Source organism: Streptomyces sp. NPDC088762 (assembly GCF_044750905.1).
GTDB lineage: Bacteria > Actinomycetota > Actinomycetes > Streptomycetales > Streptomycetaceae > Streptomyces.
This window is the reverse complement of sequence record NZ_JBIVKT010000011.1, coordinates 99,412-113,649: the sequence shown is the minus strand read 5'-3', so window position 1 is coordinate 113,649 and position 14,238 is coordinate 99,412. Positions and strand designations below refer to the sequence as shown.

Annotated in this window: 10 protein-coding genes; 5 read left to right on the top strand and 5 right to left on the bottom strand. The window is 75.0% G+C overall.

Features of this window, described 5'->3' with window-relative positions; all coding sequences use genetic code 11:
• Positions 1–12 precede the first annotated feature (12 nt).
• On the bottom strand, positions 13–3,225 hold the full coding sequence (locus ACIP5M_RS23785) for a molecular chaperone Hsp90 (protein ID WP_401200212.1): 3,213 nt from the start codon (positions 3,223–3,225) through the stop codon (positions 13–15).
• Positions 3,226–3,435: 210 nt separating this feature from the next.
• Positions 3,436–4,554 (bottom strand): phosphoserine transaminase, encoded by a 1,119-nt coding sequence (gene serC / locus ACIP5M_RS23780; RefSeq protein WP_401200209.1) that lies wholly within the window; start codon positions 4,552–4,554, stop codon positions 3,436–3,438.
• 105 nt (positions 4,555–4,659) lie between these two features.
• Here serC and ACIP5M_RS23775 point away from each other — a divergent pair, with 105 nt between their 5' ends.
• Complete coding sequence (locus tag ACIP5M_RS23775) at positions 4,660–7,695, top strand: FAD-binding and (Fe-S)-binding domain-containing protein (RefSeq protein ID WP_401200206.1); 3,036 nt, start codon at positions 4,660–4,662, stop codon at positions 7,693–7,695.
• 46 nt (positions 7,696–7,741) lie between these two features.
• Entirely contained in the window at positions 7,742–8,725 is a 984-nt protein-coding gene (locus ACIP5M_RS23770) for an EamA family transporter (RefSeq protein WP_401200203.1), read from the top strand.
• Positions 8,726–8,753: 28 nt separating this feature from the next.
• On the opposite strand, the gene ACIP5M_RS23765 is transcribed toward ACIP5M_RS23770, so the two are convergent.
• The gene (locus tag ACIP5M_RS23765) at positions 8,754–9,095 is read right to left on the bottom strand and encodes a DoxX family protein (protein WP_401200200.1); all 342 of its coding nucleotides are present in this window, start codon (positions 9,093–9,095) and stop codon (positions 8,754–8,756) included.
• 201 nt (positions 9,096–9,296) lie between these two features.
• On the opposite strand from ACIP5M_RS23765, the gene ACIP5M_RS23760 reads away from it, so the two are divergent.
• Positions 9,297–9,815, top strand: coding sequence for a hypothetical protein (locus tag ACIP5M_RS23760; protein ID WP_401200197.1), 519 nt, complete (start codon positions 9,297–9,299; stop codon positions 9,813–9,815).
• Here the strand turns inward: ACIP5M_RS23760 and ACIP5M_RS23755 are convergent.
• Positions 9,797–10,765 carry a helix-turn-helix transcriptional regulator gene (locus tag ACIP5M_RS23755; RefSeq protein WP_401200194.1) on the bottom strand — a complete coding sequence of 323 codons (969 nt, stop codon included), beginning with the start codon at positions 10,763–10,765 and terminating at the stop codon, positions 9,797–9,799. The genes ACIP5M_RS23760 and ACIP5M_RS23755 overlap by 19 nt on opposite strands.
• A 64-nt stretch (positions 10,766–10,829) precedes the next feature.
• Here ACIP5M_RS23755 and ACIP5M_RS23750 point away from each other — a divergent pair, with 64 nt between their 5' ends.
• Positions 10,830–11,282 carry a hypothetical protein gene (locus ACIP5M_RS23750; RefSeq protein ID WP_401200191.1) on the top strand — a complete coding sequence of 151 codons (453 nt, stop codon included), beginning with the start codon at positions 10,830–10,832 and terminating at the stop codon, positions 11,280–11,282.
• Positions 11,283–11,345: 63 nt separating this feature from the next.
• Here the strand turns inward: ACIP5M_RS23750 and ACIP5M_RS23745 are convergent, their stop codons facing one another.
• Positions 11,346–13,028: an alpha/beta fold hydrolase gene (locus tag ACIP5M_RS23745; RefSeq protein WP_401200188.1), complete on the bottom strand. Its 1,683-nt coding sequence runs from the start codon at positions 13,026–13,028 to the stop codon at positions 11,346–11,348.
• Between the two features lie 329 nt (positions 13,029–13,357).
• Here ACIP5M_RS23745 and ACIP5M_RS23740 point away from each other — a divergent pair, with 329 nt between their 5' ends.
• Complete coding sequence (locus ACIP5M_RS23740) at positions 13,358–14,182, top strand: TIGR03084 family metal-binding protein (protein ID WP_401200185.1); 825 nt, start codon at positions 13,358–13,360, stop codon at positions 14,180–14,182.
• The last annotated feature ends 56 nt before the right edge of the window (positions 14,183–14,238 follow it).

Genomic DNA, 14,238 nt, shown 5'->3' with positions numbered 1-14,238 from the left:
GGCCGCGCCCGTCTAGTCGAACCAGCGGTCGCGGGCCAGTTCCGGTGTGCGGGACGGGTCCTCCAGGAGGGCTGCCACCTCGAAGCGGCGGGGCCATTGGCCCGCCGACCAGGCCAGGCCGGCGGCCACGCCTTCCAGGGTGGCCGCGTGGAGGGTGCCGTCCGGGGTGAGGCGCCAGTCGAGTTCGGTGCCGCCCGCGATCAGCTCCTCGTGTTCGAGGTACGTCAGCGGGGTGGCGGGACCCAGCAGGATGCGGACCGGTTCCGGTACGTCGTGCTCCTCGCCCGGGGTCGTGACCTCCGCCGGGACGGTCTCCGAGAGGCGGCGGACCTGCAGGAGCTCCGCCAGGTCCGCCGCCCGGGACGGGGTGACCGGCAGGAGGGGGAGGCCCTCCGTGAGGGGGAGGAGGTCGGGGGCGTCCGCGATGACCGCGTCGGCGGCGTCCACCACGAGGACCTCGCCGTCCACCACCGCGCGCAGCTCGTCGGGCAGGGTGACCTGCTCGGGGTCCAGGTCCGCCAGGGCGGTGTACAGGCCGTGCAGCTGGCGGCCCGTCACCTCGCGGTCCGGGTCGGCGAGGCGGGCCAGGAGCTCGGCGGCGCCGCCGGGTTCGTCCAGGAGGGCCGGCACGGTGGTCCGTACGCCCAGGGCGCGCAGGACCTGCTCGTCCTCGAAGCCCGTGGCGTCCGCCGACGTGTAGAGGCCCGCCAGCAGCGGGTCGCCGCCCGCCGCGCGCAGGCCCGCCGGGCGACGGCCGTCGAGGACCGGGTGGTCGCGCAGCCACCAGGCGGTGTACGGGCGCACGGACTGGGTGGTGCCGTCGGGGAGCAGGATCCGTACGGGCTGGGTCAGGGCGTCGCGGAGCGGGGGCAGGGCCAGCATCGCCAGGGCCTGCGGCCAGCAGTCGTCGTCGACGAGGTCCAGGTCGCGGACCGCGACCAGTTCCGTGGCCACCGGGGGGACGGGGAGGTCCGGCAGCTGGTCCAGGACGTCCTCGCACCACACGTCCACCGCGTCCAGCAGGCCTGCGTCGTCGGGCTCGGCGAAATCGCCGTCGCGTGGCTCCAGTTCGTCCGGGTCGAGGACCACGTCCGTGGCGCGGACCAGCTGGAAGGTGGCCAGGACCCCACAGGCGGTGAGGGTGTCCACGTCCCAGCGGGCGGCCAGTTCGGCGTCCAGACAGGGGATCTCGTCCTCGCGGACCACCGAGGCCAGCGGGCTGCCCGGGAGGAGGAGTTCACCCGCCGGGCTGAGCTCGCCGTCCTCGTCGGGGAGGGCGAGCGCGCCCAGCCACGGCTCGTCCCCCGGTGCCAGACCGGCGTCCCGGACCAGGCCGAGGACCACGTCGGCCAGTTCCTCGGCGTCCAGGGTGTCGGCGTCCTCGTCCCAGATCTCCCCGGCGTCGAGGGAGGCGGCGACGGCGGCCCGCACCTGCGGGGTCGTCAGCACCGCCCGTGCCGTGGCGGGCAGGGCGCCCAGCTTCTCCAGCAGCGGGTGCGCCGCCTCCGGGTGGGCCACCTTGAGGCCCAGCCGGGCCAGGCTCTCGGGGGTGTCCGCGTAGGGGAGGAGGACGTGGCGCGGCCCGATGGTGGTGCGGCCGTCGGCCAGCGGCACGGGAAGGCCGGAGAGCCGGTCGGGGTCGACCCCGGCGAGGCTGTCGTAGAGCCGGAACCACCACTCCGGGGTCCGCTCGATGCCGGCGATCCGCTCGATGGCGTCGCCCAGCGGCAGCCGGCCCACGCCCAGGGTGCGCAGCTCGGCGCGGCGCTCCAGGCCGGCCGGGAGCAGGGTCGGCAGGACCTCGGAGAGGACCTGTACGGTCTCGGCGCCCGCGCCCTCCACGACCTCGGCCTCGAAGGGGCGCAGGGCGTGGCGCTCCTCGGCGTGCTCGGGCGGGGCGGCGGGGGCCAGGAAGGCCGTGCGGGGCAGCCGGTCGAGGACGGCGGCGCGCAGGGCACCGTCCAGGGCGCCCTTGCCGAGCGGGCCGGGCACCAGGTCGACAAGGGCGGTGCTCACCGGGTCCCAGGTGCCGAGGAGTTCGGCGTACGCGTCGGCCGCGCGCTCCACGAGGAAGTCGGTCAGCGGACCGGGCGCGGGATGCCGGCGGGTGGTGTCCAGCGGCAGGGTCGCGATGAGCAGGGCCGGGATGCCGAGGGGTTCGTCGGTGGGCGTCGGCGCGTGCACCACGGGCGCGGTGGCCGGGCGCAGCGGGGCGCCCTCGGCGTCGACGGGCACGGCCCAGGACACCGACCAGGCGGGCCGCAGGCGTTCCTCGACGGGCCGGTCGGCGAGCAGGGCTGGGGCGATGGGGCCGCCGTGGCGGACGGTGCGCCAGCGGTTGGTGCCCGTACGGGAGTCCTCGATGACGGCGTACGGGCCCTCGTCGCGGCGGCGCAGGGTGCGGGTGCCGGCCGCCGGGGTGTCCACGACGACCTCCTGCAGCCCGGGGAGGGTGAGGAGGAGGGCGTCGTCGATGCCGGTCAGCAGCCGCTCCACGAGGTCCTCGGCGGCGGCGTCGCGCAGCGGGAGGACCACCACGGTGTCGTAGCCCTCGGGCGCCGTGCCCTCGGCGGGCAGCGGGAGGCGCAGCAGCGGTACGTGGCCGTCGCGGCGGCGCAGTTCGTCGCCGAGGCCGGGGCTGCCGACGGCGGCGCCCCGGGCCAGCTCCCGGGCCTCGGCGAGGGACCAGCGGACGCCGCCGTGGCGGCCCAGGACGGCGGGCTCGTCGCAGACGGCGAGAACGGCGGCGAAACCGACGCCGAAACGGCCCACGGTGTCGCCGGAGCCGGAGCCGGAGCCGGAGCCGGTGGCAGCCCCCGAGGCGCCACCCGCGAGGTCACCCGAGGCGTCCCGCGAGGTGTCCCGCTTGGCGGAGGCCCGCAGCGTGGACAGCGACTCCACGCCCGTCGCGTCCAGCGGGGCACCGGTGTTGGCGACGGCCAGCACCGCCCGCCCGCCCGCGCCGGGGTCCGCGGGGTCGGCCGGGTGCAGGGTGAGCCGCAACCGGCCCGGAACCCGCGCCCGGGCGGCGGCGTCGGCGGCGTTCTGCGCCAGCTCGACGACCAGCCGGTCCCGGTAGCCGCCGAGGGCCAGGTCCTCCTCGGCGTTGGCGTCCTCGCGGAAACGGGACGGGCCCGCGCCCCAGGCGTCGAGGACCCCGCGCCGCAGCCGGGCCGTGCCGAAGGGGTCCACGCCGCTCTGGGCCGCCGTCACTCGCACGTTCACGCCGCTGCCTCCAAGAAGTACCGGGCCTGGAACGCGGCCCTGAACTCCCGAAGGTATCGCGGCCGGGCCCGCCGAGCCCGGCCGGTGCGCCGCGGCCGCACCCGCGCGCGTGCCGGTCCGGCCCCGTGACAGGGCGAAGCCCCCGGTGACCGGAGTCAACGGGGGCTTCGCCGGAGGAGTTCCGAAGGTGTTCCGGAGGCGTCCCTGAGGTCAGAGCTTCTCGATCACGTAGTCGATGCAGGCCGTCAGCGCCTGCACGTCCGCCGGGTCGATCGCCGGGAACATGGCGATACGGAGCTGGTTGCGGCCGAGCTTGCGGTACGGCTCGGTGTCCACGATGCCGTTGGCGCGCAGCACCTTGGCGACCGCCGCCGCGTCGATGTCGTCCGAGAAGTCGATCGTGCCGATGACGGCGGAGCGCTTGTCGGCGTCCACGACGAACGGGGTCGCGTACTTCGACGCCTCCGCCCAGCCGTACAGGTTGCGCGCGCTGGTCGCCGTACGGCCGGTGGTGAACTCCAGGCCGCCCTGGCTGTTCATCCACTGCAGCTGCTGGTCCAGCAGGAAGAGGGTGGCGAGCGCCGGGGTGTTGTACGTCTGGTTCTTCAGCGAGTTGTCGATCGCCGTCGGCAGCGAGAAGAACTCCGGGATGTGCCGGCCGGAGTCGTGCACGCGCTGCGCGCGCTCCAGGGCGGCCGGGGAGAACGCCGCCAGCCACAGGCCGCCGTCCGAGGCGAAGGACTTCTGCGGGGCGAAGTAGTAGACGTCGGTCTCGGTGATGTCCACCGGCAGACCGCCGGCGCCCGAGGTCGCGTCCACCAGGACGAGGGACCCGGCATCGGCGCCCGCGACGCGCTTGATCGGCGCCGCGACACCGGTCGAGGTCTCGTTGTGGGTGTACGCGTACACGTCCACGCCCGCCTCGGCCACCGGCTCGGGGTGCGTGCCCGGCTCGGAGGAGATCACGGAGGGGGCTTCCAGCCACGGCGCGAGCTTCGCGGCCTTGGCGAACTTGGAGGAGAACTCGCCGAAGGTCAGGTGCTGGGACTTCTGCTCGATCAGCCCGTGGGTCGCGATGTCCCAGAAGGCGGTGGAGCCGCCGTTGCCCAGGATCACCTCGTAACCCTCGGGGAGCGAGAAGAGGTCCCGCAGGCCCTGGCGCACCGAGCCGACCAGGTTCTTGACCGGGGCCTGGCGGTGCGAGGTTCCGAGCAGGGAGGTTCCGGTGGCGGCGAGGGCGTCCAGCGCCTCGGTCCGCACCTTGGAGGGGCCCGCGCCGAAGCGTCCGTCGGCGGGCTTGATGTCAGCGGGAATCTGGATCTCAGCCACGAGCGGAGCGTATCCGGTCGCGGTCCGTGTGTCGGACCCGCGTCCACCCGATGAGACGCGTCGCGGTGGTGGCAGGGTGGTCGCGTGACGTCATCCGGTGCTTCGATGCGGGATCTTGAGCGGACCTTGCGGGCGGAACTGCGCGGGGAGGTGGATTTCGGCGCCGCGGCGCGGGCGTTGGTGACCATGGACGCCTCGAACTACCGGCGCGTGCCGGTCGGGGTCGTCGCCCCGCGCGACGCGCAGGACGTGGCGGCCGCGCTGCGCGTGTGCGCCGGGGCGGGGGTTCCGGTCGTGCCCCGGGGCGGCGGGACCTCCATCGCGGGCCAGGCGACCGGGGTGGGGGTGGTCCTCGACCTCACCCGGCACATGAACTCCCTGGTGTCCGTGGACCCGGCCGCCCGTACCGCCGTCGTCCAGCCGGGGCTGGTCCTCGACCGGTTGCGGGACGCGGTGCGCCCGTACGGGCTGACCTTCGGCCCGGACCCCTCCACGCACTCCCGCTGCACCCTCGGCGGCATGATCGGCAACAACGCCTGCGGGGCCCACTCGGTGGCCTGGGGGACCACCGCGGACAACGTGGCCGAGCTGGCGGTGACGGCGTACGGGGGCGGCACCCACCGGATCGGGACCGGCTGGTCGGGAGCGCCGGACGGGCTGCGGGAGCTGGTCGCGGGGAACCTGGCGGTGCTCCGGACCGGTATGCCGCCGGGCTTCTCACGGCGGATCTCCGGCTACGGCGCACTGGACGCGCTGCTGCCCGAGCGCGGGGTGGGGCTCGCTCGGGCGTTCTGCGGCAGCGAGGGCACGCTCGGCGTGGTCACGGAGGCGGTGGTGCGCCTGGTGGAGCTGCCGCCCGCGCCGGCCCTGGCCGTCCTCGGGTACGCGGACGAGACCGCGGCCGCGGACGCGGCGGCGGGGCTGCTCGCGTACGGCCCGCTGACGGTGGAGGGCATGGCGGAGGACCTGATCGGGCCCGGGACCGCAACCGCGGGCGGGCTGCCGCGGGGCAGGGCCTGGCTGTTCGTGGAGATGCGCGACGAGGGCGCGGCGCGTGCGCTCGTACGGGCCGCGGACGCGCTCGACGCGGTGGTGGTCAGGGACCCGGCGGGGCAGCGGGCGCTGTGGCGGATCCGCGAGGACGCGGCGGGCACGGCGACGCGGATGCCGGGAGGGGGGATGGCCTGGCCGGGGTGGGAGGACTGCGCGGTTCCGCCGGCGCGGCTGGGGGCGTACCTGCGGGAGTTCCGCGCCCTGCTGGCGGCGCACGGGCTGCGGGGATCCCCGTACGGGCACTTCGGCGAGGGCTGCGTGCACGTGCGGATCGACTTCGACCTGGCGTCGGCGAAGGGGGTGGCGGGCTTCCGCGCGTTCTCCTCGGAGCTCGCCGACCTGGTCGTCGCCCACGGGGGCTCGCTGTCGGGCGAGCACGGGGACGGCCAGGCGCGGGCGGAGCTGCTGCCGCGGATGTACGGACCGGCCGCCATCGCCCTCTTCGGCGCGTACAAGGACGTGTGGGACCCGGCGGGCGGGATGAACCCGGGGATGCTGGTCCGGCCGGCGCGGATCGACGAGAACCTCCGCTTCGAGGTGCTGCCGGACTCCTCTTTGGCGCGGGAGGTGGCCTCATGCGTCGGCGTCGCGAAATGCCGGTCGAGGGGGGTGGCCGGCGGACCCGCGGTCATGTGCCCGTCGTACCGGGTCACGGGGGAGGAGCAGCACTCCACGCGGGGCCGGGCCCGGCTGCTGCACGAGATGCTGGCGGGGGAGGTCATCACCGGCGGCTGGCGTTCGCCGGAGGTCGCGGAGGCGCTGGACCTCTGCCTGGGCTGCAAGGGCTGCCTCAGCGACTGCCCGGTGGGCGTGGACATGGCCACGTACAAAGCGGAGTTCCTGCACCGCCACTGGGCGGGCCGCATCCGCCCCCTGTCGCACTACACCCTGGGCGGCCTCCCGTCCTGGCTCCGGCTGATCGCCGCCCTGCGCCTGCCGTCCGCGGCGAACGCGGCAGCCCGCCGGTTCGGGGTCCCGGGATTGGCTCGGGAACGGCCCCTGCCGGCCATGGACCGCGAGCCGTTCACCCGCTGGTGGCGCAGCCGCCGCGGGGGCCCGGTAGCCCCGGCGGGGCAGGGTCCGGGGCGGAGCCCCGGTTCCGGGAAGGGGCGGGGTGGGGAAGGCCGCCCGCAGGGGGCCGCCTCCGGCGCCGGCCCGGCCGTTGCCCCGGTGCCCTCGCGGGTCGCGGCGCCCACGCCGGTTCCGCCCGGAACGCCGCCCCCGCCGCACGATCCGGCCTCGCCGGGGTGTGAGGCGCGGGATCGGGCGGAGCCCGGGAGCCGCCCGCAGGGCAGCTCAGCTCCGGCTCCGGCTCGGGGCCCGGCTCCGGCTCCGGCTTCGGCTCGGGGCCCGGCTCCGGCTTCGGCTCTGGGCCCGGCCGTCACGTTGTGGCCCGACACTTTTACCGAGCACCTGTCCCCCGAGACCGGCCGCGCAGCGGTCCGCGTGCTGCGGGCCGCCGGCCTCACCGTCACCCTCCCCCTGGGACGCGTCTGCTGCGGCCTGACCTACCTCTCCACCGGCCGCCTGGACCGCGCCCGCAAGGTCCTGCGCCGGACCCTGGACGCCGTCGGCGACGACGTACGGGCCCCCGTGGTCGTCCTCGAACCCAGCTGCGCCGCCGCCCTCCGCGCCGACGTGCCCGCCCTGCTCCCCGACGACCCCCGCGCGTCCCGGCTGGCGGCGGCCGTGCGGACCTTCGCCGAGACCCTGGAGGAGTACGCCCCGGCCTGGCAGCCGCCCCGCCTCGACCGGCTGGTCGTCGGCCAGACCCACTGCCACCAGCACGCGGTACTCGGCGACTCCGCCGACCGCCGCCTGCGCGAACGGGCCGGCCTGACCGGCGCGCTCAGCGGCGGCTGCTGCGGCCTGGCCGGGAACTTCGGCTTCGAGCCGGGCCACCACTCCGTGTCGGTGGCGTGCGCCGAGGAGCAGTTGCTGCCGTCCCTCCGCGAGGCCCCGCCGGACGCCCTCGTCCAGGCGGACGGCTTCTCCTGCCGTACGCAGATCGACCAGCTGGGCGGCGGGATCCAGGGCCGCCACCTGGCCGAACTCCTGGCGGAGGCGCTGCCGTACCGCCGGCTGTAAGGCAAGACATACGGCGACACTCCTTACGACCCCCTAGTCTGGAGGAATGACCGCGTCCACTCCCGCCGCAGGCTCCGCCCCCGCCCCGAGCTCCGCCCCGTCACCGGCGGCCCCGCCCGCTCCCGGCACCTCTGCGGGAAGCGCTCCCGGCTCCGCGGGACGCGGTCCCGGCACCCGCTTCGGCCCGGTGGCCCTGGTGGTCTCGGCGGGCATCTCGGTGCAGTTCGGCGCCGCCCTCGCGGTCATGATCATGCCCAGGGCGGGCGCCGCGGGCGTGGTCACGCTGCGCCTCGCCGCCGCGGCCCTCGTGCTGCTGCTCCTGTGCCGCCCCAGGCTGCGCGGCTACTCACGCTCCGACTGGGGCACGGTCCTCGCCTTCGGCGTCACCATGGCCGGGATGAACGGCCTCTTCTACCAGGCCGTGGACCGGATCCCGCTCGGCCCGGCCGTCACCCTGGAGGTCCTCGGCCCGCTCGCGCTGTCCGTCCTCGTCTCCCGCCGCCTGGTGAACCTGCTCTGGGCGGGTCTCGCCCTGGCCGGCGTGGCCCTCCTCTCCGGCCACGGCGGTGGCGGCGGCTTCGGCGGCCTCGACCCGGCGGGCGCCGCCTTCGCGCTCGGAGCGGGCGCGATGTGGGCGGCGTACATCGTCTTCAGCGCCCGTACCGGCCGCCGCTTCCCGCAGGCGGACGGCCTCGCCCTGGCCATGGCGGTGGCCGCGGTGATCTCCTTCCCGCTGGGCGTGGTCGAGGCGGGCTCGGCCCTCGTCGTACCGAGCACCCTCGCGCTGGGCGTCGGCGTGGCCCTGCTGTCCTCCGTGCTGCCGTACACCCTCGAACTGCTCGCCCTGCGCCGGCTCCCGGCCCCCACCTTCGCGATCCTGATGAGCCTGGAGCCGGCGATCGCGGCGACCGCCGGCTTCCTGGTCCTGAACCAGGCGCTGTCCCCCCTGGACGCCCTGGCCATCGCCTTGGTGATCGCGGCCAGCATGGGCGCGGTCCGTTCCCAGAGCCGCAAGCGGCAGCCCGCCTGAGGGTCGCCGGCACCCCCTCGCCCTGGCCTCAGAAGCCGAGGGCGAGGGCCCCGATGGCGGGGGCGGCGTAGAGGAGCGGGAAGGGGGCGTGGGCGTAGGCGCGGGCGCGCAGGACGGTGATGACGGCGCCGGTGAAGTAGAGGATGAGGCCGACGGCGGCCGCGATGCCGATGGCCGGGACGAAGAGGCCGACGAGGAGGCCGACCGCCCCGGCGAGCTTGGCGGCTCCGAGGAAGTTCCACAGCCCGCGCGGGACGCCGTACTCGGCGAGCGGCTCCACGACGAACTTTGCGCGGAAGAACACCGAGGCTCCGGAGAACCCGGCCATGAAGGCGGCGACGAGGGTGACGACGGTGGCGGTGGTGGACATGGCGTGTGCTCCTGTCGGGCGGTGGCACTGGTCGGTTGCTCTCGCTTCTCTGACCCGCCGCGACCGTGGAGTGTGACCGCGCCGGTGAAAAACTTTCGGAACGCACGACGGCAATGGCCCGAGCAGCGTGCGCCGGCCGGGTCGGCAGACTTGGCGGACCGCCCGGGCACTGCGGGCGCGTGGCCGAAGGAGTGGGTGGGGGTGCCGGTGGAACTGGGTTCGGTGGTCATCGCGGTGGCGGGTGTCGCGGGGACCCTGGGAGGGGCTTTGCTCAGCCAGCGCGGGCTCGAACGTGCGAAGCGCCGGGAGATCGAACTGGTCCGGGGGATCGAGGAGGTGCGTGAGAGTGCTTCGCTGCGGCGGTCCTGTTATACGGAGCTCAACAGCGCGGCGCGCCAGTTCACCACCGCGCTCAACCGGTATCTGCACGTCCTGAGAGAGCGCGGCGCGGACGACACCGAAAGCGCCGCGCTCGAGGAGGCGAAGAACGCCCACCGCGATCGGTACTCCGAAGCGCAGATGATCGCTCCCGACGAGGTGTTGCGACAGGTGAGCCTCGTCAATCGGGCGTTGACCGCGGTCTACGGGCAGGTCAAGCGCCTGGAACGCGGTGACCCCGGCCCGGGCGAAACGATGGAGGCCGCGGGCCGGGCCCAGCACGAGATCTGGGCGCTGATCCGGAGCATGAGGGCGGCGATGCGTCACGATCTCGGGGTGTAGCGGGCCGACATGGCCGCCAGGGCGGACGTGATGGCGGAACGGAGGGCCGGCGGGGACAGGACCTCGGCCTCCGGGCCCAGGGAGAGGAACTGGGACCGGGCCTGTTCCTGCGACTCGACCGGGAGTACGGCCCGGGTCCAGCCCGGGAGTTCGGGGTCGGGTGTGCCGGTGGCGGCCAGGGCGCGGGCCTGCGGGCCCGTCAGCCGGGCCGCCGCGGCCGGGGAGAGGCGCACCACGGCCTCCTCGGGGTGGAGGCGGGCGTGGAAATCGGCCTGCGTGCGGCGCCAGTGGGCCGCCAGGTCGAAGCCGGCCGGGGGTTCGGCCTCCTCCGTCGTTTCCCGCAGCGAGAGGATCTGGTCGATCCGGTAGGTGCGGGGGCCCTCCGGGCCGGCGACCAGGTACCAGCGGCCCGCCTTCAGGACCAGGCCGTACGGGGCCAGCCGTCGGTCCACCTCCCGGGGCTCCTTCCAGCGCCGGTAGCGCACCTCGATCACCCGCCCCCGCCAGACGGCGTCGGCGACCTGTGCCAGGTGCGGGGTCTCCTCGTGCTCCGCGTACCAGCCCGGGGCGTCCAGGTGGAAGCGCAGCCGCATCCGGTCCGCCTGGGCGCGCAGTTCCGGGGGCAGGGCCGCCCGGAGTTTGAGCTGGGCCGCCGACAGGGCGGGGCCCAGGCCCAGTTCCGCCGCCGGGCCCGGCATGCCGGTCAGGAACAGGGCCTCCGCCTCAGGGGTGCTGAGCCCGGTCAGCCGGGTCCGGTAGCCGGCGAGGAGCCGGTAGCCCCCGCTGTGGCCCGCGTCCCCGTACAGCGGCACGCCCGCCGCGGCCAGCGCCTCGGCGTCGCGGTAGACCGTGCGTACGGACACCTCCAGCTCCCGCGCGAGTTCGGCGGCGGTCATCCGGCCCCGGGTCTGGAGCAGCAGGAGGATCGACAGCAGGCGGCTCGACTTCACTGACACAGGATGTCAGGGGAGCGCTCCTACGGTCCCCCCATCACCACGAACACGGGAGCACCGCATGAACGACTTCGACTTCCTCGCCGGCAGCTGGGACGTCGCCAACCGCTGGCGTACCGACTTCCTCGACGCCGACAGCGGCTACGAGGAGTTCCCGGCCGTTTCCCACGTCTCGCGCCACTTCGACGGGGGCGCCAGCTTCGACGAGATCGACTTCCCGACCAAGGGCTTCGGCGGTCTCACGCTGCGCCTGTACGACACGGAGCGCGAGGAGTGGTCGCTGTACTGGTCGAGCCGCCGGACGGGGACCCTTTTCCCGCCCGTGGTGGGCCGGTTCACCGACGGCCACGGCGTCTTCGAGGGCGAGGACACGCACGCCGGGAAGGCGGTCCGCGTGCGGTTCGTGTGGTCCGGGACGACCTCCGGCTCGCCGCGCTGGGAGCAGTTCTTCTCCGTCGACGAGGGCGAGACCTGGCTGCACAACTGGACCATGCAGTTCACGCGCCGTCCCTGACGCGGGCCGGTGCCCGCCCGGCCGGCACGGGGGACCGGCCGGGCGGGGCGCTGCCGACACTCCCTAGCCCAGCGGGAGGTCCAAGTAAGAGGGCGTCGGCTCGGGGGAGGTGAAGGCCAGCGTCGCGCGCGGCAGGTTCGCGTCTGCGTAGAAGGGGTCGCGGGCATCGATCACCAGCAGGAGGCGGTGGCCGCGCGGAACGTCGTACGCCGTGGCCTGGAGCTCGAGGTCCGCGCTGACCAGGCTGTCGGGCGGGGAGCCGAGGTCGGTGTACGGGGCGTGCGTGACGAGGTGGGCGGCGCCGTCGGGCGCCGTGTCGAAGAGGTACGCGACGAAGCCGGAGCCGGGGTTCGCGGCCCGGTACGTGACGCGCAGTTTCGGTGTGCCCCGCAGCCGAAGGGTCTCCGGGGTGGGCGCGGCGGCCCACACCGCGGCGACGGTGCGGTCGATCTCGCCCGTCGGGTAGACCTTCGGGCGGCCGGCCAGCTCGGCGTATCCGGAGGTGACGACGGTGTCGGCGACGGTCGCCGGGGTGTCCACCCCGCACAGCACGGTCGCCGTCCAGCCGGCCTCGGGCTGCTCGGCCAGTTCACCGCCGCCCGCCAGGTACAGCCGGTGAACGTGCTCGGTCAGCGAGGGCCAGGTCGGGCGGGGCTCGAGGGTCCTGCTCCACATGACCTCGCCGAGCACCTGGCCCTCGTCGGCCATGCCGTCGTCGATGCCCCTGAGGTGGTGGTCGAACCAGCGGTGGGCGTCCGTCCAGATCCGGTCGGGCAGGCCGAGCATGCCCGGCGTCTCGGGACCGGAGTGGTCGCCCACGGAGAGGGTGAGGCGCTTGGGTCCGGTCAGCTCGTTGAACATCCTCAGGGTCTGGTTGGGCGGGAAGAGCGTCTCGTGCCAGGCGTGCGCGTAGAAGACGGGCACCTGGCGGCGGTTGAGCTCCTTGATGTGCGTGAAGGGCGAGCGGGCCTCCGCCCAGCGCAGGGTGCCCCGCACGTCGCGGTCGGCGAGGACGTTGTCGAAGACGCTCTGCGTCTGCGGGCTCAGCCGCGCCTTCGCGGCGGCGGCGAGCAGGGCCCGTACGGCCGCGACGTGGCGGGTGGAGTTCTCGTACAGCGCCTCCCCGAGATCGCCCCAGCTGCTCAGCGCGACGACGGCGTCGACGCGGGTGTCGTGCGCGGCGACCAGCTGGCTGATGCCCGAGCCGTACGAGGCCCCGAGGAAGCCGATCTTCGTCACCGGGCCGGTGGTGCGCTCGAGGAGGTGGTCCAGGGCCCGGCTGCCGTCGGCGACGTCGAGCGGCCCGGCCACCTCCACCTGTCCCTCGGAACCGGTGAATCCGCGGGCGGTGTAGGCGAGGACGTCGTAGCCGCGGGCGGCGAAGAGGGTGGCCTGGACGGCGTACGCGAGCCAGCCCAGGCTGGTCCACGGCGAGGGCATCACGATCACCGGGCGCGGCTGGGTCCCGGTGCGGCGCCAGAGGCCGGCGTCGAGCAGGTCGCCGTCGGCGCCGCTCACCTTGCCGCGGGTGAAGACGGCGACGGAGCGGAGCGCGGCGACCTCGGCGGCGCGGGCAGGGGCGAGGCGGGTGACGTCGCCGCTCTCCAGGGCGGTGACGAAGGCGCCGAGGGCGGTCGGGTCGAGTTCGGGGTGGAGCGAGAAGGGTGCGGGGGTCCGCGGGGCTGCCGGGGTTCGCGGGGTTCCCGGGGTTCCGGGGGTTTCGGGGGTTCGGGGAGCTGGAGTCACGCCGGTTCATCCTCTCCGTCGTGGTCTGCGTCGAGTGACGTGAACGTGCTGTGCTCGCCCGGGCCCGGAGCGGAACGTCCAGTATCGACGGGACATCCGGTGACGTTTCGCGGGTTTCCGGCGTACGGCCTGAATCGCCCCTCGCGCCGTCGGCGGTCGGGCAGGCGCGGGACCTGCGGCCGGCAAGCGGGGCGACAACTCGACTGTGGTGGACGTCGGTTGAGGTGGGTGGCGGGAACCTGCCGCCTTCCCGTCAAATCATGCAAGCACGCTTGATTGTTTTTGCGGAGGCTGCCAGTCTTCCCCTCACGCCGAGAGGGGAGCGCCCCGTGCCCGATCCGTCCACAGCCGCTGCCGACGCCCTTGCCGCTGCCGCCGTCTTCCTCGATCTGCGGGAGGAGGGACGCGAACTGGACGCCCTGGTAGGGGAATTGCCCGGCTCAGACTGGGCGCGGCCCACCCCCGCGCCCCGCTGGAGCATCGCCCACCAGATAGCCCACCTGCACTGGACCGACCGGGCCGCGCACCTGTCCCTCACCGACGCCACCGGCTTCGGCCGCATGGTCGAGGAAGCCCTCGCGGCTCCCGACTCCTTCGTCGACGAAGGCGCCGAGGAAGGCGCGAAGCTGCCGCCCGCCGAGCTGCTCGACCGCTGGCGGACCGGGCGCGCCGCCCTGGACGAGGCGCTCGCCGCCGCCTCCCCCGACACCCGCTTCCCCTGGTACGGGCCGCCGATGAAGGCCGCCTCGATGGCGAGCGCCCGGCTGATGGAGACCTGGGCGCACGGCCAGGACGTAGCCGACGCGCTCGGCGTGCGCCGGACCCCGACCGCACGGCTGCGACACGTGGCCCGCATCGGCGTACGGGCCCGCGACTACGCCTACGCCGTGCGCGGACTGCCCGCCCCGGAAGGGGAATTCCGGGTCGAGCTCACGGCGCCCGACGGCTCGGGGACGTGGGAGTACGGCCCGGCGGAGGCCCCGCAGCGCATCACGGGCCCGGCGCTCGACTTCTGCCTGCTGGTGACCCAGCGCGCCCACCGCGCCGATCTCGCCCTCACGGCCACGGGCCCCGACGCCGACCGCTGGCTCGACATCGCCCAGGCCTTCGCGGGCCCGGCCGGCGCGGGCCGCGAGCCGGGGGCCGCGCGGTGAACCGCCGCCCGCTGCGCATCGGCAATGCCTCGGGCTTCTACGGGGACCGCTTCGAC

Coding starts and splice junctions, on each gene's coding strand:
- ACIP5M_RS23775 (WP_401200206.1), top strand. CDS start 4,660: ATGCGGGATCTTGAGCGGACCTTGCGGGCGGAACTGCGCGGGGAGGTG.
- ACIP5M_RS23770 (WP_401200203.1), top strand. CDS start 7,742: ATGACCGCGTCCACTCCCGCCGCAGGCTCCGCCCCCGCCCCGAGCTCC.
- ACIP5M_RS23765 (WP_401200200.1), bottom strand. CDS start 9,095: ATGTCCACCACCGCCACCGTCGTCACCCTCGTCGCCGCCTTCATGGCC.
- ACIP5M_RS23750 (WP_401200191.1), top strand. CDS start 10,830: ATGAACGACTTCGACTTCCTCGCCGGCAGCTGGGACGTCGCCAACCGC.